This is a genomic window from Ligilactobacillus salivarius DSM 20555 = ATCC 11741 (assembly GCF_001435955.1).
Classification (GTDB): Bacteria; Bacillota; Bacilli; order Lactobacillales; family Lactobacillaceae; genus Ligilactobacillus; species Ligilactobacillus salivarius.
Map to the genome: position 1 here is coordinate 84,961 of NZ_AYYT01000002.1, position 25,181 is coordinate 110,141.

Sequence of the window (25,181 nt, forward strand, 5' to 3'; positions counted from 1 at the left end):
ATAATTGCTGTCAAATCAACTATATTTAAATTAAAGCACAAAAAAATAGATATAGATAAAATTTATTTAAACTAATAAATTATATATCTATATCTAAAATTTAATGCTTTATAAAGTTCAATCTTTAACAATATATATTACTTAAGATTCTTTTGTAAATTAGAATGATGCATTCCATAAACTATGTATACTACTACACCAATAATAAACCAGTATAATGAATACTCTTTAGCTTCGATATCCAATCCTAAGAACACAATTAAAGCACCAATAAATGCTAACGCTGGTAAAACTGGATATAGCGGCATCTTAAATCCTGGAACTGGTAAATCTTTACCTTCACGAGGTCTTAATGCATAAATACCTAGAGAAACAAACATGAACGCAATTAATGTTCCGGCAGAAATTAATTGAGATAACACTTGGAATGGGAAGAAAGCACCTAATATTACAGCAATAACTGTTAGAACAAAAAGTGCATGATTAGGCAAGTTGTTTTCATTTAAAACACCTAACCATTTAGAAAGCAAGCCATCGCGTCCGAATGAATAAAGTAAACGAGAACCCGCCATCATCATTCCGATCAAAGCTGTAAACATTCCGAAAACTGCAATTGCTTGTACTACTGAAGCAATAACACCGTGACCAGCTTTACGTAATGCCCAACCAACAGGCTCAGCATTTCCAGCATAACTAGAGTATTTAAACATTCCTACTAATACTAAAGCAACAGCCACAAATAAAACAACCGCAATTAACAATGAACCTAAAATTCCTCTCGGCATAGTCTTAGATGGATTCTTAGCTTCAGCAGCATTTGCAGCTATTGAATCAAATCCGATATAAGATAGGAAAATAGATGAAACACCTGCATATATTCCTTGCCAACCACCAAAATGAGTACCATCAGCATTTAAACGATGTTCTGGAATGAATGGAACATAATTACTTGCTTTAACTGCAGTAGCACCAACTATAATAAATAGAATAATAGCAAATACTTTCAAAATAACTAAAGCATTTTCTACTCTAGCAGCTTCTGATACACCTCTAGATAATAGAAATGCAACTAAAAGAATTACAACTAATGACATTAAGTCAACAATACCACCATTGGTTCCAAAAGGATTAGATAAAGAAGCTGGTAAGTTGAAACCTATTGGTGCCAACAAACCTCTAATATTAGCACTAAATCCAGAACCAACGAATGCTACAGCAATAAAATATTCAGCTAATAATGCCCAACCAGCAATCCAACCGAAAAATTCACCAAAAACGACACTTATCCATGAAAATGCTGAACCAGCAAAAGGCATGGCAGAGGACATTTCTGCATAAGCGAATGCTACCAAGCCAGCAACAACCGCAGCAACCAAGAATGAAATAGCAACAGCAGGGCCTGCATAATTAGCTGCTACAACACCAGGTAGAGTAAAGATTGAAGTCGAAACAATCGTACCGACCCCTAATGCTAAGAAATCCTTTACGGTTAACACTTGAATTAAATGTGCATCTTTCTTTTGATAAACACTAGGGTCTTCTTTAGCAAACAATCTTTTAAAAAAATTCGCCATATCTTTTTCCTCCTACTTCTAATAATGTTAGAATTATAACAAAAGTATGAGAAAAGGTCAATCTAAATAATAATTTTTTCATATTCTATTTTGATAAATACATTTTAAGTAGTTAGTCATATTAAAAAAACGCCATCTTATCAAGAAAGCGTTTCATTAATAAAGTATTAGAATCTACAAGTAATTTTAAAATTCAAAATCATTTTTAAATAACATATAATATAAAAATATAATTGGAGCCCCTACTAATAATATCGTATATTTTACAAATCCATATACCAATACTATCAAGTAGTGAGTACTGCTTTCACGAAAAGCATTATCTCTATCCTCAGCAGTCTCCAACCAATCTTTTTCTTCTCTACGATTACTGCGACGACGATATTTAATTTCATCTTCATTTTCTTCGCTATCGTCTATCTCATCTACATATTTCATTTTTTTCAATTTGTCATTTCTATATTTTAAAAATATATATGGGAAGAATAAGAAAAAGTTACTTACCAAAAAATACTCTATCAAATATTTCCATGAATCAGTATTCATTATAACTGCTATTGCCATCAAGACGATAAAGGGAGCTAGTACTCGCAATAACGCTACCCCATATAACTTTAAAGTTTTCATACTTTCATCAATTCCCCTTCAAAATTTGATTAAAAAGCCAATAGGTTATTTCTCAACTTTTAGGTAACATAATATATATAATAGAATATTTCAAATAATGTCAAGGAAAGCATAAAAAAATATTAGTTTTTTCGTCAAAAACTAATATTCTTTACCATTATTTAAAAATTATCGAGCAATGATAACGTCACATTGAGCAGCTCGTGTTACATAATCTGTAACTGCTCCTACTAATACACGCTCAACTGGATTCAATCCTGTAGGTCCCATAACTATCAAATCTGTTTGATGATCAGCTGGGAATTCTCTAGCAATAACCGTTCTTGGTGAGCCAAAACGTGCATGAACCTCAACATCTTCTAAGCCTTGTTCTTTAGTCTTTTCTAATAGTTCATTCAAGTACTTATCAACATCCTCAAATGTTTGATAAACAACATCACCATTAGCATCGACCATTCCACCAAAACTTACAGAAAATTGCTTTAAATCAATAACATTTAAGATATCTAAATGTGCGTTATTTCTTTTGGCGATTTCAGTTGCAGTTTGTAATGCCTTTTCTGCTGCTTCAGAACCATCCACTGGGGTCAAAATTCTTTTGTAGTGTTGGACTTGATTCATAATCGCTCACTCCCTTGCATCTATATATAGATTTCTCTATATATACATTATATCATTAAATGCAAGCGTTGTCGTCACATAATTACACTATCCACAATTAATTCAAAAATCTTTCAAACTAGCATGATTTAGATAGTTTCGCGAACAATTTCTAATTCTTACTAACTTATCTATTAAATCATGATCTTCAACTGCATATGTATTAATTTTTTCTAACATCTCATTATATTCTTTAATCCCTACTTCATTCCTAGCTTCCGCTTTTCCAACCCTAATTAGAGTATTTAAAATTAACTCTCCCCTATTTTCATCCCCCGACATTACAAATTCAATTCCTCTTTGTGCCTCATATAGATAAGTTCTTGCTCGATTATAACAATAATTAGTTTTATCTTTCATTTCAGTTCCTCCTCTCTTTTATGTACACGCTTACAATTTAAACTTTACTTCAAAAACAACCTTATTTCAAGATCAAATCTTTCTTTAACTAAAAAAACTTAACTTGTTAGAAAAGTAATTTTTCAACAAGTTAAGTTTTAAAATACTTTATATTATTTTTCTTCTGTACTTTCTACATCTTCGCTTTTTTCTTCAGTACTGTTATCTTCTTCAGTTGTTGTTTCCTTATTTTCATCAACAACGACTTTTTCTTCTGTCTTAACAGTTGTAGCAGGTGAAAGAACTCTACCAATTGCATTGATATCAAAAACTAAATAAACACCGTCACAATCTAAAGTAACTGTTTTATCTTCAGTATTGATGGAGTCAATCACACCATGTAAGCGACCAATTGTAACAACTTCGTCGCCCTTCTTTAAATTATTCATCATTTCTTGATGTTGTTGTTGTTGCTTACGTTGTGGACGAATCATAAAGAAATACATCATCACAAACAACAATACAAACATAAAAATTGTATAAGTTGAACCCATTTATATTCACTCCTAAAAATTGTCTATATCTACTGTATCAAAAATATTAACAGTTTACTAGTAAATTTAGAAATTTCTCTTACTTTCATTATATCCATATTCTTCAAAGAAATGTTCTCTAAATTCTAATAAATTGTCATTCATAATAGCTTCTCTAACTTGCTTCATTAAATTAATTAAGAAATACAAGTTATGGTAGCTTGTTAAGCGTAATCCAAATGTTTCATCTGCTTTTAATAAATGACGGACATAAGCTCTAGTGAAGTTACGACATGTGTAGCAGTTACAATTATCATCTATCGGAGTAAAGTCACGTGCATACTTAGCATTTTTCACAACTAGACGTCCATGTGATGTCATACATGTACCGTTACGAGCAATTCTGGTTGGTAATACGCAGTCAAACATATCAACTCCACGAATTACCCCGTCAATTAAGGCATCAGGTGAACCAACACCCATTAAATAACGTGGTTTATTTTCTGGCAATAATGGTGTTGTAAATTCTAGAACATTATTCATTTCTGCTTTTGATTCACCAACTGATAATCCACCAATTGAATAGCCTGGAAAATCTAATGATACTAAATCTCTTGCACTTTGTTGACGTAAATCTTTATGTCCCCCACCTTGAACAATTCCAAACAATCCTTGGCGGTCAGGATACTTATGAGCTTTCAAACCACGTTCAGCCCAACGACTTGTACGCTCAACAGATTTCTTTATATAATCGTAGCTTTCAAAGAAAGGTGGACATTCATCAAAACTCATGATGATATCCGCTCCTAAAGCATTTTCAATATTAATAGCTTTTTCTGGTGATAAGAAGAGTTTTTGCCCATTTAAATGATTGCGGAAATATACCCCTTCTTCTTTAATGTTTCTCAAATCAGCTAAAGAAAATACTTGGAAACCACCTGAATCAGTTAAAATACCTTTGTTCCAATTCATAAATTTATGTAAGCCACCAGCTTCTTCAACCAAATCTTCACCTGGTCTCAACCATAAATGATATGTGTTAGATAAAATAATGTTAGCACCCATTGCATCTAATTCTTCCGGTGCAATTGATTTTACTGAAGCTTGTGTTCCTACAGGCATAAACATTGGCGTTGGAAAAGTTCCATGAGGAGTTATAATTTCTCCTAATCTAGCCCCTGTATGCTTTTCTTTTTTTATCAAACGATATTTAATTGCTGGTTCTGCTGCCATATAATCCCCCTAATACTATTTAATAAACATTGCATCGCCAAAACTAAAGAAACGATATTTTTCTTCAACAGCATGCTTATAAGCATTCAAAATGTTTTCTCGTCCAGTAAATGAAGCAACTAACATTACTAAAGTGGACTTAGGTAAATGGAAGTTGGTAATGAAAGCTTGTACTACTTTCCATTCATAACCTGGTTTGATAAAGATATCTGTCCAACCGCTATCCGCTTTAATTTCACCATTATATTTGGTACCAATAGTTTCAAGAGTTCTAATACTTGTCGTACCTGTTGCAACAATACGTCCACCGTTTTTTCTAACTTCGTTTAAAGTTGCGGCTGCTTCTTCAGTTAAACGATAGAATTCACTATGCATCTTGTGATCTTCAATATTTTTTTCACTAACTGGACGGAATGTTCCTAGTCCTACGTGTAAAGTCAAGTAAACTAGTTTTACACCTTTTTCTTCAATTTTGTGTAGCAATTCTTTAGTAAAGTGTAATCCAGCAGTTGGAGCAGCTGCAGATCCTACTTCACGTGAATAAACTGTTTGATACATTTCTGGATTTTCTAATTTTTCCTTGATATAAGGTGGTAATGGCATTTCTCCTAATTTATCTAGGATTTCCATAAAGATTCCATCATATTCAAATTCAATTAAACGACCACCATGTTCCAATTCTTTAGTAACTGTTGCTTTTAAAGCTCCATCACCAAAGGAAATCTTTGTACCAACCTTAGCACGGCGCGCAGGCTTAACTAAAGTTTCCCATTCATCGCCATGTGTATTATTTAATAATAGAACCTCCACATGACCACCTGTTTCTGGCTTTACACCATATATTCTTGCTGGCATAACACGAGAATCGTTCATAACCAATGCGTCACCAGGATTTAATTGATCAATTACATTATAAAAATAATCATCTTGATATTCACCAGTCTTACTATCTAGAATCAACATTCTTGATTGATCTCTTTCTTCAAGTGGTGTTTGTGCAATCAAACTTTCTGGTAAATCATAATCAAAATCTTCTGTTGTTAAATGTTTCTCTGACATCTCTCTTAACCTTCTTTATTATATTTTATTCCCAAATGCTCATAAGCAGCTAATGTTACTATTCTGCCTCTTGGAGTTCGTTTAATAAATCCTATTTGCATTAAATATGGTTCAATCATATCAGCAATAGTATCACTTTCTTCACCAATATTAGCAGCAATAGTATTTAAACCCACTGGACCTCCATCATACAATTCAATCATTGCTTTTAGTAGTTTTCTATCAGTTCTATCTAAACCTACTTTATCGACCCGCAACAAATCTAACGCAAATTGTACAATTTCCGTATCAATCTTGTCTTTATGCTTAACTTCAGCAAAATCTCGGACTCGCTTTAAAAGACGATTAGCAACACGTGGAGTCCCACGAGAACGACGTGCTATTTCATGAGCACCCTCATCATCAATTCCTGTACTTAAAATTTGGGCAGATCTTTTAATGATTTGTGATAAGTCAACTTCATTATAATACTCCATATGACCGACAATTCCAAATCTAGCTCTTAATGGAGCAGATAAAAGCCCCGCCCTAGTAGTAGCACCTACTAAAGTAAATGGTGGTAGAGGAAAATGTACAGGATGTGCAGTTGGACCTTGACCAACAATAATATCAATAAAATAATCTTCCATCGCTGAATACAAGATTTCCTCTACATTTTTTGGCAAACGATGAATTTCATCAATAAATAAAACGTCGCCTGGTTCTAATTCATTCAGTAAAGCTACTAAATCTCCGGGTTTTTCAATCGCCGGACCAGTAGTAGTTTTTATTTTAACACCCATTTCATTAGCAATTACTGTCGCTAAAGTTGTTTTCCCTAAACCTGGGGGGCCATATAATAAAACATGATCTAATGATTCTTCTCTTTGCTTTGCAGCTTGGATATAAACACTAATTTCATCTTTCAATAATTTTTGACCAATATATTGATCGAAAGTCTGAGGACGTAAGGATTGTTCATTTAAATCTTCACCTTCAAAACTATCACCAGAAACTATTCTCTCTTCATCATACATTGAAAAAACTCCTCCTTTCCTCTAAATTATTAGAATTATTAACTCATTAATAAACGTAAACCTTGTCGTAGATAATCATCTGTTGACTTACCGTCATATTTTTCAAGTTTCTTACTAATTCTTTTAACTTCTGTTTTAGTATATCCCAAAGCACGTAATGCTTCCAAACTTTCTTTCAAATATGGTGAAGAAGCATTTAAATCTAAATCTAAGTTATCTTGTCCGGTTAACATATCGCTATCAACATCTGATAACTTACCTTTCAAATCCAAAATAATTTGTTTAGCAGTCTTTTTACCGATACCTGGAAACTTCGTCAAATATCCATCATCATCGCTGTTAATTGCATTAATCAAACCACGATTATCATCATTAGCCAGAATTGCCAATGCACTCTTAGGTCCGATTCCAGATACATCTAAAAGTTTTAAAAATAATTGTTTCTCTGAACTATTTTTAAACCCATATAAGCTTATATCATTATCTCTAACTGCTTGATAAACAAAAACTTTTTGTTCTGCATGCTCATCTTCTTCATATTTGAAAGGATTAGCAACATAAACTTGATATCCTACTCCATTTACATCAACTACAATATAGTACGGTGTTACTTCGGTTATTACACCTCTTAAATATTCATACATCTGTAATTCCTCACTACTAATCTTCTTCTAAAATTCCGGTATGATGAGGGTCTTGAATTCGTTTAAACATGTGCTCCAGATCTTTATTGGAAAGTTTCACCAATACTGGACGACCATGTGGACAGTTAAAAGGATTTTCACAAGTCTTTAACTGTTCTAAAATCGATTTAGCTTGCTTATCATCTAGATGATGGTTTGCTTTAATCGATCTTTTACAACTCATCATAATTGCGGTTTTTTCTCTAAATTTAGCGATACTTAATTTCCTATCTTTTAAGAAATAGTCTATCATTTCACGAATAATTGACTCTTCTTGCCCTTCTTTAAACCAAGTAGGATGTTGTCTAATAATATAAGTATTTTGTCCAAAATCTTCTAAATATATACCTAATTCTTTCAATTTATCCACATTTTCATTAATAATCAATGAATCGGTTGTTGGGTACGTTAAAACAATTGGTACTAACAAATTTTGTTGAGTTGGAGATACTTTTCCTATCTCTTCACGATAATACTCATATTTTACACGCTCTTGTGCAGCATGTTGATCTACAATATATAATCCCTCTTCGCCTTCAGCAAATAAGAAAGTTCCATGCATCTGGCCAATGTAGCGTAAAATTGGAAATCTCGGTGCATCTTTTCTTTCGTCATCCACTGATCCACTTTCTTCTGCTATAGATGTAACTTCCGTTTCTTTATTCCGAGATTGATATTTTTCATCCCACTCTTTTACTCTATCAGATTTTAAATCTTGTTTATCTTTAATAATTATCGGACTAAGCTCTACTTTAGTTTCTTCCTTTATTTTTTCATTAGTTTGAGTTTGACTCTCATCTTTAGTCAGTTTTTCTCCAACTAATGCTGCTGTCACTTCTGGTGTTATTCCTGTTCGATGCTGTTTAGTTTGATATTGTTTAGAGGCTTCATTTAGTCCTACTTTTAATTGCTCAAAGTCTAATTTTTCCTTAGTTTTACTTTTAATATTTTGCAACCCATCAGGAATTAGATTTTCTTGACCAATTCTTTCAAAAATAGTCTTCTTAATAAATGTAACTAATTCATCTTCCTTACTAATTTTTATTTCTTGCTTTGTAGGATGAACATTAACATCTACTAGAGTAGGATCTAATCCTATTGACAAGACCGTTATCGGATAACGACCCGTCATTAATTTTGAACCATACCCTTCAATTACTGCTTTAGTAAGTTGAAAGTTCTTAACATAACGTCCATTTACCAACAAACTGATATAATTTCTTGACGCTCTTGTTAATTTAGGTAAAGAAGTATATCCACTTATTTTAAAATCTAGATTAGCATCCTCAAACTTTACCATTTGACGAGCATTTTGAACTCCATAAATTGCACCTATTGTTTGCTGCAAGTTTCCATTCCCTGCAGATTGCAATAATTGACGTCCATTATTTGTTAACGAAAGTGCTACGTCAGTATGACTCAAAGCTAATCTATTTACAATATCACTAATATACGACAATTCTGTTTGAACAGATTTTAAATACTTTAATCTTGCAGGTGTATTATAAAATAAATCTGAAACCGTAATAGTAGTACCTTCACGACTTGCGCTTAGTGTTTTTTCAAGTACTTCTCCACCCTTGATATGAATTTTAGTTCCTGCTTGACCAGATACAGCTGTTTCCATCACTACATCTGAAACAGAGGCAATGCTTGGTAAAGCTTCTCCTCTAAAACCTAATGTATGAACTTTAAACAAGTCTTTTCTATCGATAATCTTACTTGTTGCATGACGTTTAAAGGCTGTTTCAACATCTTCAGCCTCAATTCCATTTCCATCATCAATAATCTGAATTGATTTTAATCCGGCATCTTCAATAATTATATCAATCTGCTTTGCCCCAGCATCAATAGAATTTTCAACTAGCTCTTTTACAACAGATGCCGGCCTTTCAACTACTTCTCCGGCTGCAATTTGATTAGCCAAAATTTCTGAAAGTTCGTGAATTTTAGCCATAACCTATCACTAACCTTTCTTATTGAGTTCTTTTTGCCATTTGAAAACAATATTCATTACATCCATTGGTGTCATTCCCATTAAATTAGCATTCTTAATCTCTTTAAGTATTTTACTTTGATTAGAATCTAAACTTACTGCTTCGGGTTGGAACAACGACAACTGTTCTTCTTGAATCTCCGAAGTTTCATTTTCATTTTTTTCTTCAATATGCTTTTCTTCAGTGTAACTTTCTGTTGATTCTACAGTAAAATCATTCTCACTCTCTAACTTATTTAAAATGCTGTCAGCACGCTTTAAAAGTTTATCTGGCATACCAGCTAGCTTAGCAACATGAATCCCATATGATTTATCAGCTGGACCTTCCTGCATTTTATGCAAGAAAATCAACTCACCATTTTTTTCTATTGCACCTACATGGACATTTTGTAATTTATCCAAACTTTCATCCAGGATTGTTAATTCATGGTAGTGAGTAGAGAATAAGGTTTTAGCATGGATATTATTGTGTACATACTCAATTATTGCTTGAGCTAAAGCCATGCCATCATAAGTAGCAGTTCCTCGACCAATTTCATCAAACAATAGCAAACTATTTCTAGTTGCATTCATTAAAGCAACATTTGTTTCTTTCATTTCTACCATAAATGTTGATTCACCAGAAATTAAATCATCTGCCGCTCCAATACGTGTAAAAATTTGGTCAAATATTGGCATCTTAGCAGATTTAGCAGGTACAAAACATCCAATCTGTGCGATAACTACAGTTAAAGCTAATTGTCGCATATACGTACTTTTACCAGACATATTAGGCCCTGTTATCAAAAGTACATCTAGATCATCATCCATTTTAATGTCATTTGGAATATAACTCTGCTTACCCATAACTTTCTCAACCACTGGATGCCAACCATCCTTAATATCTAAACTATGATTGTCAGTAGTTAATTCTGGTTTTACAAAATGTCCCTGCTCACTTACAGTAGCAAAACTTTGCAAAACATCTAATGCAGCTACAGCACCTGCTAATTCCTGGATACGCTGAATCTCATCTTTTATTTGATCACGAATACCAGTAAAAATCTTGTATTCTAGCTCTTTAGCTTTACTTTCTGCTCCTAAAATTAGTGATTCTTTTTCTTTCAATTCAGGAGTGATAAATCTTTCAGCATTAGTTAATGTTTGCTTACGTTGATATCTATCTTCAGGCAATTTACTCAAATTTCCCTTAGAAACTTCAATGTAGTATCCAAAAACTCTGTTGAATCCTATCTTTAAATTATTTATTCCAGTTGCTTGACGTTCTTTAGCTTCTAGTTCTGCTAACCATGCTTTGCCATTTTTCATAGCATCTACGTATTCATCTAACTCTTGGCTATATCCAGGCTTTATCAAATTACCATCAGTCACAGAAATTGGTGGTTCGTCTTCAATTGCTTGTTCAATCAAATCTGCAATATCTTCAATTGGATCCAATTTGTCAAAAATTTCATCAAATGTACTATCATTATTTAATTCTTGAATAATATATCTAATTTGTGGAATATGTTCCAATGATGTTCTAAGTTGGATTAAATCCCGACCGTTAACACTACCAAATGCAACTTTTCCCGCTAATCTTTCTAAGTCATAGACATTAACTAATTCTTCCTGAAGTCCACTTCTTTCAAAATAGTGGGTTAATAAATTCTCAACCATTGATTGTCTAGCTTCTATTTCTTTTAAATTAATCAAAGGTCTGTCAATCCATTGCTTTAATAGACGACCGCCCATTGCAGTTTTAGTTGAATCCAGCAACCACAATAACGTTCCTGATTTTTTCTGAGTACGAAGATTTCTTAATAATTCTAAATTTCTTTTTGCATGATAATCCATCTTTAAATATTGTGATGGCTCATAATGTACTGCTCGCTGTAAATGTGATAAAGCACGTTTTTGAGTAATTTTCAGATAGGTAATTAAATGTTTAATTACTTCAACTTCGACACTATTCTCAACATCTTGACTAGCAAAACTTACTTCTGAACTATCTTCTGTATCATTTTGTTCAGAAATTAAAATCTTAAGATTCTTAATTTGATTTAAAACTTCATCGTTTACACTTGAGTCAACCACAATTTCTTTCGTTCTAAGACTGATTAACTCATTTAATATTGTGTCAATTGTATTTAACACAGATACTTTAAGTTCACCAGTTGATAAATCAACATATGCAAAACCATATTGATTATTTTCAAAATGTAAAGCTGTTAAATAATTATTTTCCTTAGCTTCACCTGCGGACTCATCAATTATTGTCCCCGGTGTTACCAGCTGAATGACCTCACGCTTTACCATCCCTTTAGCTTGCTTAGGATCTTCAACTTGTTCACAAATGGCAACTTTATAACCTTTATCTACTAAAATATCTATATAATTTTGTGCAGCATGATGAGGTACACCACACATTGGAATTGGATCAACTGCTTTTTTATTACGTTGTGTCAATGTCAATTCTAAAATTTGAGATCCTTTAATTGCATCATCATAAAACATTTCATAAAAGTCACCCAAACGATAGAACAAAAAGGCATCCGGATATTGCTTTTTTATCTGCATATATTGTTCCATCATTGGTGTTTGCTTTGTTTTCTGAGGCATTCTTTCTAAAGTCCTTTCTAAAAATATATTTATTTATACGTCCAAAATTTACGTGCAAGTATAATTTTAACATGTTTTTTTATTAATTGCTTTCAATTAATTAACGAAAACTTACTTCACGATACTTAAAAAGCCGAGAAGATAAAATTCTCCTCAGCTTCATTAATTACTTAGCATATTCAACAGCTCTTGTTTCTCTAATAACTGTCACTTTAATATGACCTGGATATTCTAACTCATCTTCAATCTTCATTCGAATATCTCTAGCCAGAACAGTTGCTTCTAAATCGCTAACCTCATTTGGTTGAACAATAACTCTAACTTCTCGACCAGCTTGAATAGCGTAACTCTTTTGAACACCCTTAAATTCGTTTGAAATATTTTCCAATTTTTCAAGACGATGGATATAATTTTCTAATGATTCACTACGAGCACCTGGTCTAGCAGCTGAAATTGCATCAGCCGCAGCAACTAAAACAGCTATTACGGATTTAGGCTCTGTGTCTCCATGATGCGAAGCAATTGTATTGACAACTGTCTCACTTTCATTATATTTCTTAGTGAGTTCTACACCAAGTTCGACATGTGAACCCTCAATCTCATGATCAACAGCTTTACCAATATCGTGTAATAATCCTGCACGTTTCGCCAATATGACATCTTCGCCTAACTCAGCAGCTAGTATTCCTGAAATTTTTGCAACTTCAATTGAATGATTCAAAACATTTTGACCATAACTTGTACGATAATTTAATCTACCAATAGTCTTAATCAAGTCTGGGTGCATTGAATGAATTCCTAGGTCAAAAATAACTTCTTCACCTATTTCACGAATTTTTGCATCCATATCCTTAGTAGCCTTATCAACCATTTCTTCAATTCTTGCTGGATGAATTCGACCATCCTGAATTAATCTTTCTAAGGCCATTTTAGCAATTTCTCTTCTAACTGGATCGAAACCACTTAAAACGACTGCTTCTGGCGTATCATCGATTATTAAGTCAATTCCAGTCAATGTTTCTAAAGTACGAATATTTCGACCTTCACGTCCAATTATTCTACCCTTCATTTCATCATTTGGAAGATTTACTACAGATACAGTTGTTTCAGATACCATATCTGCAGCACTACGTTGAATGGCTTGAGCGATTAAACTCTTAGCTTTTCGGTCAACTGTAGCTTTAGTTTCTTCTTCACTTTCCTTAATCATTACCGCACGCTCATGAATTAATTCTTCCTTAGTTTCATTCAAGATTAATTCCTTAGCTTCGGGTCTTGTCAATGCTGCAATTTCTTCAAGTTTATCTTGTTGCTCTTTTACTAACAAAGATGCTTGTTCTTTTTGCTTAGTTACAACTTTTTGATCAGAATCTAATTGTGCTTCTTTTTTCTCTAAAACGTCCTCACGTTTATCTAAAGCAGTATCTTTTCTATCGAGAATTTCTTCTCTTTGTAACAAGCGATTTTCCTGACGTTGAATTTCAGATCTGCGTTCCTTTAGTTCACTTTCTATTTCAGAACGATAACGATGATTTTCTTCTTTAGCTTCAATAATCGCTTCCTTCTTACTTGCAGCAGCTTCTTTTTTTGCTGTTTCAATGATACCAGTTGCTGTTTGGGTTGCTACATCTAAAGCTTGTTCATAACTACGCTTACGATAAGCTACCCCCAACGCAAAACCGATAACTAAAGTCGCAATGGCGATGGCGAGGATTGTAATTGCTATAATCACACTTGCACCTCCACACCATTATTTATATTTAAAATGTCTATACTAATTGATGTCATTGATTAATACACACAATAATATTTTAATGTTTGTTACATGCTTATGTCAATAATTACTTCTTTTCCCTCGAAAATAAACGACTTAAAAGCAAAACTTTCAAGCCGTTTAAATAACTAATTATTCGTCACTATCATTTACATCTAAAGATACTTCTTCAGAATCATCTATATCTGCAGCCTTGTCATCCATAGCAGATTGAGTAGTATTCTTATCTTGAGATTCAGGTACATTTCCATTTTCATCCGGTATACCGTATGCTTCTCTGACTTTGATATTAATTTCATTCATCTCGTCTTCATGTTCACTAAGATATTCCTTAGCATTTTCACGTCCTTGACCTATTCTTGTATCTCCATAAGAGAACCAAGAACCACTCTTGTGAATGATATCCTTTTCAACAGCCATATCCAGTAATTCACCAGTTTTAGAAATACCTTCACCATACATAATATCAACTTCAGCTACTTTGAATGGTGGAGCAACCTTATTTTTCACAAATTTAATCTTAGTTCTATTACCAATAATTTCAGATTTTGCCTTAATTGCTTCGGAACGACGCACTTCCATTCTAACAGTTGAATAGAACTTCAAAGCACGACCACCAGGAGTTGTTTCGGGATTTCCAAACATAACCCCTACTTTTTCACGAATTTGGTTAATAAATATAGCTACCGTCTTCGTCTTATTGATTGTACCTGAAAGTTTTCTCAAAGCCTGTGACATCAAACGAGCTTGCAACCCAACATGAGAATCACCCATTTCACCTTCAATTTCAGCTTTAGGTACTAAAGCGGCTACTGAGTCAACAACAATTATATCAATTGCACCAGATGAAACCAAAGCATCAGCAATTTCTAAGCCTTGTTCACCAGTGTCTGGTTGTGAAAGTAGTAATTCATCAATGTTTACTCCCAATGCAGTAGCATATGCAGGATCCAAAGCATTTTCAGCATCGATATATGCTGCTGTACCACCACGTTTTTGAACTTCAGCAACTGCATGTAATGCAACTGTCGTCTTACCAGAACTTTCTGGACCATAAATTTCAATAATACGTCCTCGTGGATAACCACCTACACCTAATCCTGCATCAATAGCAATTGAACCACTAGAAATGGTAGAAATCTTTGTATCTACTTTCCCTCCCATTTTCATAATGGAACCTTTACCGAACTTTTTCTCAATCTTTTTTAAAGCTGCATCTAAAGCCTTTAATCTTTCTTCAGGTTGATCGCCTTGAACTTTATTTTTGTCATTAGCCACTTACAATTCCTCCTCGTTTCATCTTAATATAAAGAAGAACTTTTACTCTATTAATCATACTGATTTATACGGCAAATATCAAGAGAATCGAACTAAAGTTCACAAAAATTCTTCTTCAAAAATAAATTACGCAAAAATCTTTGTAATTCAAAAAAATGTGAGAAGAACAATTCTTCCCACATAATTAAAAAATTATTTTCCAAATGAATCACTGAAAATATCTTTACTGTGATAAAAATAATCAATACCAGAATAAACTGTAAAGAATAAGCAAATATATAATAAAATTTCACCTATTGGAATACTTACAGCTGCAAAGAATACATCGTTTAAGAACAAGAACAAAATTGAAAACATTTGTGTAAAAGTCTTAATCTTTCCTGGCATTGCAGCCGCTATTACTTCTCCATCATTTTCAACTACAATTAATCTTAAACCTGTTACTGCAAGTTCACGACATACAATGATTGCTGCAATCCATGCTGGAACCTTTCCCATTTGCACTAAAATAATAAATGCTGTCATAACTAACATTTTGTCAGCCAAAGGATCAGCAAATTTACCAAAGTTAGATACCAAATGTCTGCGACGAGCAATCTGTCCATCAGCAAAATCAGTAATTGAGGCTACTGCAAATATAATTGCACCCCATAATGATGTTACAGGAATTGTTGTTCCTGCAATTATCACATCACCCCAGTTTAACGGTAATAATAATACTAACATGAAAACTGGAATCAATAAGATTCTAATGATTGTCAATTTGTTAGGTAAGTTCAAATTAATCACTCCTTAATATAAGGGAGTGAAATATCCACTCCCTAAGTTAACGTTATTCATTAGCAACGTTAACTGTAATTTGACGAACAGTTAATGTGCTGTTTTCTTTTAAGAAATCAAACTTTTTACCATTGATTGTAATATTAGTTACATTTGAATTACCTAAACTAATATTAAAACTTGTAGTACCTTCTGGCAATGTTACTGTATGAGAAGCACCGTTTTGTAATGTACCTTGCCAATTTGCTGTACCGTTAACGGAAATGCTGCTCCATGCAGAACCACCTTTAGAAGTAAATTTAATTTTATTCTTCTTAGCAGGACTTGTTAATGAGTAAGTAAATCTTGAACCACTAACGGCTGTATTAGTAATCTTTTGTCCTTTACTACTCTTAGAAGAAGATTCACTGCTAGAACTACTTTCCTTCTTGCTTGAACTACTGCTTACTTCTTCAGAAGAAGATTCTTTCTTAGAAGATTTCTTTGATGAGGATACATCTGATGAAATAGATACATTTGTGCTTGAAGCAGCTTGGTTAGCTTCCTTCTTATTTCCAGCAACTACAAAGTATATGGAACCTATAATGATAACCACAACCCCGACAATAATAATTGTTGGTAAATAATGCATAAACTTATCAAAGCTTTGACTAACTTGACTTGGAGTACTTGATTGTTGTTGTCTTCTAACTGCTTCTGTTCTTGTTTTAGCCTCTGTTGGCTCTTCTTCAGTTTCTTCGACTTTCTTCTTACCGGCTTGTTCATCAAGTTCTGATAATAATTTATCTGCTTTTATACCAACTGTATCAGCATATTGTCTAATAAAAGCACGAACATAGAAATCTCCCGGAAGTGCATCAAAGTTATTTTCTTCAATCGCTATCAAATATCTTTTTTGGATTTTGGTAATTTGTTGAAGATCATCTAAAGTATAATGCTTTTCATTTCTAGCATTTTGTAAAGTTTTTCCAATATCAGTCATTGATACTCTCTCCATAATCTAAAATCTATTGTTATTCGTATAATAGTATAGCATACTACAATAAAAATATTAATGCTATTTTTATTGTAACCAACCACCCGTCACATATATTGTCTGTCCTGTTAGATACTCTGCTCTATCTGCTAGTAGACAAGTTACCCAATAACTTATTTGATCAGGTTGTGCCAATTTTCCCATCGGAATATCCTCTGCCACTTGTTCTTTCACATCAGAAGAAAACATGTTGTTCATTCTAGTATCAACCGCACCTGGAGCTACAACATTTACTGTAATACCTAATGAAGCTACTTCTTTACTATAGGCTTTTACGAATGCACTCAAAGCACCTTTAATCGTACTATATCCAACTTCCATGGCACTACCATATCCACCATAAACAGAACCTATAAATACTATTCTTCCTAAACTAGAACGTGCTAATTTTTCCTCTAGCTTTTGCAATAGGAATAAAGGATATCTAAGTTGCATTGTTAACATTTCATCAAATTCTTCCATTTTTAACTGGTTAAACAATCCGTACTTAGTTGTTCCTTCAGCAAAAATAACAGCATCTAAACTAAAAACTGAATTAGTTAACTTATCTATTTCAGAAATTTTCGACATGTCACTTTGCATGATTAAAAATTCTTGCTTACTATATTCACTATCTAGCTTATCATATAATCTTTTAACTTTCTCATAAGAATTATTATAATGAAGATATAATGACCAACCTTGGGCAGCTAAATCATTAGCTATTTTTGATCCTATATCCCCTGAAGCACCTAATATCAAAGCCCATCGCATTATTTTCACCTACTCTCTGGTAATAATTCATAAATGCTAATAGCATCTTGATTGAGAAATTCTTCAGCAGTTTTTACAACATCTTCTAAAGTTAGCTTTTCTAAAATTTCCACCATATCAAAAATTGTTGCATCATCATACAATCTACCTTCATAGCGATTAGCAATACTTTCTAGTGAATTCATTGAACGAATAATACTGCCTAAGAATTCTTTTTTAGATAATTCAAATTCTTCTGCCCTATCTTCTAATAAATCAGATGCTCGGACTATTAAATCCTTAATTCTCTTTTTGAATTCCTCAGGTTTACTTGTACTTCCACTTATCATCGCAAAATTAAATCCACGTTCAAATTGAAAATCATATCCAAAACTATCATCAATAATATTTTCGTTGTACCATTGTAGATATTCTTTAGAACTTTCACCAAACAAAATATCTAGTAATAATTGAACTTTCAATTTATAACTTATTGCTTCATATCCGCGCAATTGTTTACCTAATCCCTTTATACCAATTGCAACTTTAGGTAATTGTAAATCCATTTTTCTGGTTCTTGAAGAAATTATTATCTTATCTTCATCTCCTTTAGAAAATGGAGCTCGTACAATCTTTTCTGTCTTAGAGAAAGTTTTTTTAGCTTGATTTTTCTTAATTAGTGAAATCATCGCTGTTTCATCAAAATTTCCCACTAAAAACAAAGTCATATTACTAGGTTGATAGAATGTATTATAACAATCATATAAATCTTGTGCTGTTATTTTACTAATCGACTCAATTGTACCTGCGATATCTTGGCTAATTGGAGTATTAGGATATAAATTCTCTATTAAGCCAAAATATAACTGCCAGCCTGAATCATCATCATACATTTTTATTTCTTGACCAATAATACCCTGTTCTTTTTTCACAGATTCTTCAGAAAAATAAGGTTCCTGAACAAAATCTAGCAGAATTTCTACACATTTTTCTACATTCTGTGTAGCTGAAAATAAATAACTTGTTCTTGTAAAACTTGTAAAAGCATTGGAATCCGCTCCATACTTTCCAAATAATTCAAAAGCATCGTAATCCCTCTTTTCAAACAATTTATGCTCTAAAAAATGTGCAATTCCTGCTGGATAAACTTTCATATCCTTTTCTCCATAAGGAACAAATTCATTATCAGCTGAGCCATAATTAGTAGACATGATACCATACACTTTATGAAAACTTTTCTTTGGTAGAAGCTTAACTTTTAATCCGTTATCCAATTCTTCACTATAAATGGTTTCTCCAAATTGTGTGTATTCCTTCTTTTCTAACACTATACCACCTCACTAATTAGTTCCTAACATATAAGTAGCCTGTAGTTTAACCATTTTTGCAACTTTCATCACATCGTCTTTGGTTACACTTTGCAAATTATCCAACCATTCTTCAACAGTAACATTGATTCCGGTTAAAGCTGCAGATTGCGCCCTTAATAAAGCTGAAGTTTGGCTATCTAAACGGGAAATATAACTACTAATCAAATTATTCTTATTTTGTTCTAACAACTCGTCTTCAAAATCACCTTTTTTTAGTCGTTCTAGTTGCTCTAAAATTAATTCTTGAACCTTATCTTTGTTAGCATAAGAAATTCCAGTTTGAACTACTAATAATTGTCTAAATGGATCAAAGTTACTATTAGCATAATATGCCATACTCATTTTTTCTCTCACAACAGTAAATAATAAACTTAGTGCTGAACCTCCAAATAAACTATTGAAAACAAGTGCTGCATAATGCAAATCTCCACGATATACAACTGGTAACCTAAATGCCATATCAAACTTACTTTGAGATAAAGGTTCTTCATCAATTTGTGTTACAATCTCTTGTTTTATCTCTTGAGTATAACTCATGCTTACTCGTGAAATATTTCGCGCCTTAAATGGTAACACAGAGAACTTATTTACAACCTCATCAGTATTAACATCTCCAGAAATCATAATTTCTACTCTATCAGTATTTAGCATTTTTTGATAAGCATCCATTAAATCAGAGATTGTTAACTTCTCAACATCTTCACTTTCACCAAATGATGGTACTTGTTGAATCTCATTATCAAAGTAAAGCTTTCTTAATTTTGCTGCAGCATAAGCTTGCTTATCTTCTTTAATAGATTTCAAATATGTAATAGTGTTGTTTTTCTGTCTAATAAAAGTTTCTTCATCAAAGTTTTTATTTTCCCCCACTTTCAATGGATTGAAAATAATTTCTTTTAAAAATTCAATTACTTCTGAAAGTAAATCTTCATTGCCTACTAGATACTTACCTTCAATATAATCAATACTAAAATTAATAAGTTGATAATTTCCACGTCTATCAACGGAACTACCAAAACTAGCACCATACATTTGAGATAATTTACGTGCAATATCAATTTGTGTAGGATAGTTTTGGCTACACATTTCTAGATAATTAGCCAGCAATGCCCTTTCGGCTAATTCTTTTTTTGATTCTATATTTTTAATAAATGATATAAAAATTCTTGTTGTCTTAAATTGTTTAGAAGGAATGATATTTAAATTCACGCCTTTGACTAATTCTATACGCAAAAAAACGCCTCCTTAACTCATAATCTACTATAATGTATAATACACTTAAAAACAATTAAAAAATGGCATTTTGAAATCATCAACTAACTAAATGTATTAATTAGCCTTATAATTCCAAATAATGCCATTTTATAATACTCACTAATTATCTTGACTATACACCTTGCGTGGTTTACTACCTTCTTGAGGGCCAACAATTCCACGTTTTTCCATTTCATCGACAATTCTAGCTGAGCGATTATATCCAATCCTAAATCGTCTTTGAAGCATCGACACACTACATTTCTGTTCTTGTCTGACAAATTCAACCGCTTCGCTAAATAGCTCATCTTCAGCTTCTCCATCAGCTTCATGTTGTAATTCTTCATCAGATACTTCCATCGACTCATCATACTCAGCTGGAAGTTGTTCACGAACAAAGTTGACCACATTCTCAACATCAGAATCTGAAATAAACGCACCTTGTACACGTACAGGTTTATTCATTCCCATTGGTAAGAATAACATATCCCCACGTCCAAGTAATTTTTCAGCTCCGGACTGATCAATGATTGTACGCGAATCAGTTCCACTTGATACAGCAAATGCCATTCTTGAAGGTACGTTTGCCTTGATCAAACCAGTAATAACATCTACTGATGGTCTTTGTGTAGCTAAGATCATATGGATCCCAGCCGCACGGGCCATTTGAGCTAATCTAATAATTGCATCTTCAACTTCATTAGAAGCTACCATCATTAGATCTGATAATTCATCAACAATTGCCACAATGTATGGCATTAAAGGTTCTTTAGAATTATTATCATGATTTTGTCTTTGAATCATCGCATTATATCCAGAAATATTACGTTGTCCCGTATTAGCAAATAATTCGTAGCGTCTTTCCATTTCCAAAACTAGCTTATGCAAAGCTCGCGATGCTTTTTTCGGATCGGTTACAACCGGTGTTAATAAATGTGGAATTCCATTATAAACACCAAGCTCTACTTTTTTAGGGTCAACTAACATTAATTTCACTTCATCTGGCGGACAATTCATCAATAGGCTTGTAATGATGCCATTAATTGCAACTGACTTACCACTACCTGTCGAACCAGCAATTAATAGATGTGGCATCTTAGCTAAATCAGCAGTGATTAAGCTACCTGAAACATCGCGACCAATCGGCACTTCCAAAGGCTTACTAGAATCTTTCTTTTGTGAAGAAATAATGTCTTTAAATGATATTGTTGCCACTTTTTTATTAGGTACTTCTATACCAATTAATGATTTACCAGGAATTGGTGCTTCAATACGAATGTCTTTAGCTGCTAATGCCAAGGCCAGGTCATCGGCTAAATTAACGATCTTGCTAACTTTAACCCCAATTGCTGGATGCAGCTCATATTTTGTAACCGATGGACCTAAAATTGTGTTTTTTAGTTCTACATCTACACCAAAACTCTTAAAAGTCTCTTTTAATATCTTCTTATTTCGTTGAATCTCCGCTTTTTCTTCACTTTGGTCAGTAGGTGGCACATCTTGTAATAAATTAACTGATGGTAATTGGTAATTTTCTAAAGTTGGATGATTCTTTACTACAATTTCTTGCTCATCCTCACTTTTATCTTCAACCGGTTGATTCCAATCAGTTAAATTATCTTTACTATCATTATCTACTTCAGATTTTTCCATATCTGCTACTGGTGTAGGTAAATCTCTTTCTTCATCATCGCTATGAGTGATTTCATTTTCTTTAGCTTTCTCAATTGCCTTTTCTTGACGTGCTTTTTTAATTTGCTTAACTTTGTCATTTCCTTTACTAATTGAATGTGAAAAAGCAACTATCACTTTTTTTGTCTCAGAAATTATCCAATATAGAGTCTTGCCTAAATACTCGAAGACTTGTCGATACGCAATATCGAACAATAAACATAAGCCAGCTATAAAAATTAAAACTGCAACAATATAAGAGCCTATCTGCGCTACCAAAAACGAAGTTGCGCTATATAATAAAGCTCCTGTAATTCCACCACCAACAGCACTACCAACACTACCAGAAATAATATCTGAACTTAAATATTGCCAAGTTATATCAACAAAATTAGCATGTAAATCAAGTTTTTGAAATAGTAGTACTTCTAAAAAAAGTAGTACTCCTAAATAAGCTAATAATACACCGCCTATTTTCTTTCTAGGAATTATCGGCTGTTCTCCCATTGATAACAAATATGTTCCATATCCTATGAGTAACACTACCGCTACTTTATAACTATCACCAACAAATATCCTAAAGACATTCGCCAGTAAAATACCCAGGTATCCCAGATTTAATAACCCTAAAATTCCAAATAGAATAAAGCAACCACCGACAACTCGCTCAGAAGTTTGTTTTTGTATTTTCTTTTTTGTCTTTCTTTTTGTTTTCTTTCTTCTAGCCACAACGATAGTCCTTTCTAAAATACCAAGCTATCTTACTTATTTTAATTTATCATTTTCATAAGTATGAGTAGTTTCTAAATTAGGGAATCCTTGTTGTCTAAGTGCTTCATAAACTACAATTGCTGCTGTATTAGATAAATTTAAAGCTCTTATATGTTCATCATTTTGAGGAATTCTAATACATTTTTCTGGATTTTGTCGCATAAACATTTCTGGTAAACCAGTTGTTTCTTTACCAAATAAGAAGTAGTGTTCTTTTTCAGTATTTGTATAATCGGCTTCTGTATATGCCTTGGAAGCAAATTTAGACACAATATATAATTCACCATTTTCAGGAATTGTTTCTAAAAATGCCGGTAAATTAGGATGATAAGTAATTTTCACCTTATCCCAATAATCCAATCCAGCTCTTTTCATATATTTATCATCTGTTGAAAATCCTAGTGGTTCAATTAAATGTAATTCTGTATTTGTACCTGCACAAGTTCTAGCGATATTTCCTGTATTAGCAGGCATTAGTGGTTCAAATAAAACAATATGATTAGCCATATGTAAATCCTTTCATAACAATTTTTATCCATAAAAAAAGCGTAGCCATTCGGTGTGGGCACGGCGAACAGCTACGTTAATGAAGTACAATTATATAGCAACTAACGACAGTTCCGTTAATTACTAACAACCGATTTCTTGTAGACTATAGTAACACCATCTTATACTTTTTTCAATACTTTTCAGAAAATTAATTTTAATTTATCTTATACAAATTATTTATCTACTTAAATTTTAAAACTATGCTATTAATAAGGTAACATCTACAGTTATTTCATTTAATGGATTTTGCCTAGCATACTCTAATTGCTCATTACTTGCACCCCAACTAAGTGGCGTCATTAACAATAAATTTTTAAAATTTTCCGGTGTTAAATTAAATTTGTATCTTATACGCTTGCTTTCAAAGTTAGGAAAATGCTTTGAAAATAAATTTAACACCTTATCGTTACTATAACTTGATTTTCTTGAACCTGTATCACCATATAAAAGATGTCGTAGTTCAATTAAATAATTTGCATTAGGAATTACTTTGTATAACTTACCTTCATTTTTCAGAACTCTTAAAAATTCTCCGTAAGATGAAGGTGAAAAAATATCAATAATAGCATCAATACTATTATCCATAAACGGAAGATTTGCTAAATCTGCAATACAAAAAAATGGATGTAACTCATTTTGTGTTGCTAAATTTATCGCATCCTTAGAAATATCAAATCCTATTAGGGTATCATTATACTTCTCTCTTGATTTTGCTAAATTAATTAATGGTGTGCCCTCTCCACAACCTACATCAATTATCTTTAATTTTTTTGCTGGTAATTCTTTTATTATCTGCTCAATAATTGGTGAAAATAGACCGGCTTGTAACAAAGTTCGTCTCGCATTCCACAATTCTTTATTATCATAGTCACTTTTCACACCATGAGTTAATAAATGTAATGTTCCTTTTTTATTAAGATTGATAACGTGTCCATTAATACATACAATACTGTTACCTTGTAAACTGGTTATTTTATTTTGACAAAAAGGACACCGGAAAATTTCCATATTATTTTGAATAAATAATTTTGCTCTATCTATTTTTTTCACTATTCTTTTCTCTCAACTTCAATATATTTACCATTAACCAGTTTAACTAAATCTTCTTGTTTTAATCTAACAGAACGTCCAACTTTACCAGCTGATACTGAAATTACTTCAAAAGGTTTAATTCTTTCATCAAAATAGATTGGAAAACCTTTAAAAGCATGAATACCAATTGGCGTATTTGCTCCATGAATATAACCAGTTATATTAATCAAGTTTTTATTATCAGCTAGGTGTACTTGTTTTTTACCTAATTGCTGAGCAACTAACTTCAAATCCATTTCATGTACAATTGGTAAACAAACTACAAAAAAGTCTTTAGGATCTCCCTTACCCTGTAACACAATTGTCTTTAAAATAGATTCAGGTTCTACTCCTAATTCAGCAGCTTCCTTCAATGCATCTTTTCCTTGCTCTATCCAATTGAAAGATGTTTCTTCATATTCTATATTGTGTTGATCTAATACTCGTTCTTCATTAGTCTTTTTTTCTTTAGTTTTTTTCTTCTTTTTTGCCATTTAAACCTCTTCTTTCTAAAATTTAATTATCTTAAACAATAGCGCAATCAATATAATTTTAACTTATATCTATATCAATT

22 protein-coding genes are annotated in these 25,181 nt (G+C 32.6%); all 22 read right to left on the minus strand.

All coding sequences use genetic code 11. The annotated features are described in order from the left end of the window. Positions 1-137 precede the first annotated feature (137 nt). Positions 138-1,574 (minus strand): APC family permease, encoded by a 1,437-nt coding sequence (locus tag FC55_RS01600; protein ID WP_003700547.1) that lies wholly within the window; start codon positions 1,572-1,574, stop codon positions 138-140. 186 nt (positions 1,575-1,760) lie between these two features. Beyond that, complete coding sequence (locus FC55_RS01605; protein ID WP_003700549.1) at positions 1,761-2,201, minus strand: hypothetical protein; 441 nt, start codon at positions 2,199-2,201, stop codon at positions 1,761-1,763. A 168-nt stretch (positions 2,202-2,369) separates the two neighbouring features. Further along, complete coding sequence (locus FC55_RS01610; protein ID WP_003700550.1) at positions 2,370-2,822, minus strand: universal stress protein; 453 nt, start codon at positions 2,820-2,822, stop codon at positions 2,370-2,372. A gap of 102 nt (positions 2,823-2,924) precedes the next feature. Then, positions 2,925-3,221 carry a hypothetical protein gene (locus tag FC55_RS01615; RefSeq protein ID WP_003700552.1) on the minus strand — a complete coding sequence of 99 codons (297 nt, stop codon included), beginning with the start codon at positions 3,219-3,221 and terminating at the stop codon, positions 2,925-2,927. Positions 3,222-3,373: 152 nt separating this feature from the next. Then, the gene (gene yajC, locus FC55_RS01620; protein WP_003700554.1) at positions 3,374-3,754 is read right to left on the minus strand and encodes a preprotein translocase subunit YajC; all 381 of its coding nucleotides are present in this window, start codon (positions 3,752-3,754) and stop codon (positions 3,374-3,376) included. 66 nt (positions 3,755-3,820) lie between these two features. Continuing rightward, positions 3,821-4,966 carry a tRNA guanosine(34) transglycosylase Tgt gene (tgt, locus tag FC55_RS01625; protein ID WP_003700556.1) on the minus strand — a complete coding sequence of 382 codons (1,146 nt, stop codon included), beginning with the start codon at positions 4,964-4,966 and terminating at the stop codon, positions 3,821-3,823. Between the two features lie 15 nt (positions 4,967-4,981). Beyond that, on the minus strand, positions 4,982-6,025 hold the full coding sequence (queA, locus tag FC55_RS01630; RefSeq protein WP_003700557.1) for a tRNA preQ1(34) S-adenosylmethionine ribosyltransferase-isomerase QueA: 1,044 nt from the start codon (positions 6,023-6,025) through the stop codon (positions 4,982-4,984). Positions 6,026-6,030: 5 nt separating this feature from the next. After that, positions 6,031-7,041 carry a Holliday junction branch migration DNA helicase RuvB gene (ruvB, locus tag FC55_RS01635; protein ID WP_003700559.1) on the minus strand — a complete coding sequence of 337 codons (1,011 nt, stop codon included), beginning with the start codon at positions 7,039-7,041 and terminating at the stop codon, positions 6,031-6,033. Positions 7,042-7,079: 38 nt separating this feature from the next. Further along, positions 7,080-7,685: a Holliday junction branch migration protein RuvA gene (ruvA, locus tag FC55_RS01640; protein WP_003700560.1), complete on the minus strand. Its 606-nt coding sequence runs from the start codon at positions 7,683-7,685 to the stop codon at positions 7,080-7,082. Between the two features lie 16 nt (positions 7,686-7,701). Beyond that, positions 7,702-9,681 (minus strand): DNA mismatch repair endonuclease MutL, encoded by a 1,980-nt coding sequence (mutL, locus tag FC55_RS01645; protein WP_003700561.1) that lies wholly within the window; start codon positions 9,679-9,681, stop codon positions 7,702-7,704. A gap of 9 nt (positions 9,682-9,690) precedes the next feature. Then, positions 9,691-12,321, minus strand: a complete 2,631-nt coding sequence (mutS, locus tag FC55_RS01650; protein WP_003700564.1) for a DNA mismatch repair protein MutS — start codon at positions 12,319-12,321, stop codon at positions 9,691-9,693. Positions 12,322-12,487: 166 nt separating this feature from the next. After that, a complete protein-coding gene (rny, locus tag FC55_RS01655) occupies positions 12,488-14,053 on the minus strand; it encodes a ribonuclease Y (protein WP_003700566.1) in 1,566 nt (521 codons plus the stop codon). Between the two features lie 174 nt (positions 14,054-14,227). Further along, complete coding sequence (gene recA, locus FC55_RS01660) at positions 14,228-15,373, minus strand: recombinase RecA (RefSeq protein ID WP_003700567.1); 1,146 nt, start codon at positions 15,371-15,373, stop codon at positions 14,228-14,230. A gap of 192 nt (positions 15,374-15,565) precedes the next feature. Next, a complete protein-coding gene (gene pgsA, locus FC55_RS01665) occupies positions 15,566-16,153 on the minus strand; it encodes a CDP-diacylglycerol--glycerol-3-phosphate 3-phosphatidyltransferase (RefSeq protein ID WP_003700569.1) in 588 nt (195 codons plus the stop codon). 52 nt (positions 16,154-16,205) lie between these two features. Then, positions 16,206-17,135, minus strand: coding sequence for a helix-turn-helix domain-containing protein (locus FC55_RS01670; RefSeq protein ID WP_003704681.1), 930 nt, complete (start codon positions 17,133-17,135; stop codon positions 16,206-16,208). Positions 17,136-17,216: 81 nt separating this feature from the next. Continuing rightward, entirely contained in the window at positions 17,217-17,942 is a 726-nt protein-coding gene (gene ymfI, locus FC55_RS01675; RefSeq protein WP_034982350.1) for an elongation factor P 5-aminopentanone reductase, read from the minus strand. Between the two features lie 5 nt (positions 17,943-17,947). Continuing rightward, positions 17,948-19,249 (minus strand): EF-P 5-aminopentanol modification-associated protein YfmH, encoded by a 1,302-nt coding sequence (yfmH, locus tag FC55_RS01680; RefSeq protein ID WP_003700574.1) that lies wholly within the window; start codon positions 19,247-19,249, stop codon positions 17,948-17,950. 12 nt (positions 19,250-19,261) lie between these two features. After that, positions 19,262-20,524, minus strand: coding sequence for an EF-P 5-aminopentanol modification-associated protein YfmF (gene yfmF, locus FC55_RS01685; RefSeq protein ID WP_003700576.1), 1,263 nt, complete (start codon positions 20,522-20,524; stop codon positions 19,262-19,264). A 141-nt stretch (positions 20,525-20,665) separates the two neighbouring features. Continuing rightward, positions 20,666-22,945 carry a DNA translocase FtsK gene (locus tag FC55_RS01690; protein WP_003700578.1) on the minus strand — a complete coding sequence of 760 codons (2,280 nt, stop codon included), beginning with the start codon at positions 22,943-22,945 and terminating at the stop codon, positions 20,666-20,668. Positions 22,946-22,981: 36 nt separating this feature from the next. After that, positions 22,982-23,494 carry a tRNA (uridine(34)/cytosine(34)/5-carboxymethylaminomethyluridine(34)-2'-O)-methyltransferase TrmL gene (gene trmL / locus FC55_RS01695; protein ID WP_003700579.1) on the minus strand — a complete coding sequence of 171 codons (513 nt, stop codon included), beginning with the start codon at positions 23,492-23,494 and terminating at the stop codon, positions 22,982-22,984. A 240-nt stretch (positions 23,495-23,734) separates the two neighbouring features. Continuing rightward, complete coding sequence (locus FC55_RS01700) at positions 23,735-24,586, minus strand: methyltransferase domain-containing protein (RefSeq protein ID WP_003700580.1); 852 nt, start codon at positions 24,584-24,586, stop codon at positions 23,735-23,737. Then, complete coding sequence (locus tag FC55_RS01705) at positions 24,586-25,101, minus strand: aminoacyl-tRNA deacylase (RefSeq protein WP_003700582.1); 516 nt, start codon at positions 25,099-25,101, stop codon at positions 24,586-24,588. The genes FC55_RS01700 and FC55_RS01705 overlap by 1 nt, the downstream gene beginning before the upstream one ends. Between the last annotated feature and the right edge of the window lie 80 nt (positions 25,102-25,181).

Bases quoted from the DNA above. Each gene is read 5' to 3' on its own strand.
- FC55_RS01600 (WP_003700547.1), bottom strand. From the start codon at position 1,574: ATGGCGAATTTTTTTAAAAGATTGTTTGCTAAAGAAGACCCTAGTGTT.
- FC55_RS01605 (WP_003700549.1), bottom strand. From the start codon at position 2,201: ATGAAAACTTTAAAGTTATATGGGGTAGCGTTATTGCGAGTACTAGCT.
- FC55_RS01610 (WP_003700550.1), bottom strand. From the start codon at position 2,822: ATGAATCAAGTCCAACACTACAAAAGAATTTTGACCCCAGTGGATGGT.
- FC55_RS01615 (WP_003700552.1), bottom strand. From the start codon at position 3,221: ATGAAAGATAAAACTAATTATTGTTATAATCGAGCAAGAACTTATCTA.
- yajC (WP_003700554.1), bottom strand. From the start codon at position 3,754: ATGGGTTCAACTTATACAATTTTTATGTTTGTATTGTTGTTTGTGATG.
- tgt (WP_003700556.1), bottom strand. From the start codon at position 4,966: ATGGCAGCAGAACCAGCAATTAAATATCGTTTGATAAAAAAAGAAAAG.
- queA (WP_003700557.1), bottom strand. From the start codon at position 6,025: ATGTCAGAGAAACATTTAACAACAGAAGATTTTGATTATGATTTACCA.
- ruvB (WP_003700559.1), bottom strand. From the start codon at position 7,041: ATGTATGATGAAGAGAGAATAGTTTCTGGTGATAGTTTTGAAGGTGAA.
- ruvA (WP_003700560.1), bottom strand. From the start codon at position 7,685: ATGTATGAATATTTAAGAGGTGTAATAACCGAAGTAACACCGTACTAT.
- mutL (WP_003700561.1), bottom strand. From the start codon at position 9,681: ATGGCTAAAATTCACGAACTTTCAGAAATTTTGGCTAATCAAATTGCA.
- mutS (WP_003700564.1), bottom strand. From the start codon at position 12,321: ATGCCTCAGAAAACAAAGCAAACACCAATGATGGAACAATATATGCAG.
- FC55_RS01670 (WP_003704681.1), bottom strand. From the start codon at position 17,135: ATGACTGATATTGGAAAAACTTTACAAAATGCTAGAAATGAAAAGCAT.
- ymfI (WP_034982350.1), bottom strand. From the start codon at position 17,942: ATGCGATGGGCTTTGATATTAGGTGCTTCAGGGGATATAGGATCAAAA.
- trmL (WP_003700579.1), bottom strand. From the start codon at position 23,494: ATGGCTAATCATATTGTTTTATTTGAACCACTAATGCCTGCTAATACA.
- FC55_RS01705 (WP_003700582.1), bottom strand. From the start codon at position 25,101: ATGGCAAAAAAGAAGAAAAAAACTAAAGAAAAAAAGACTAATGAAGAA.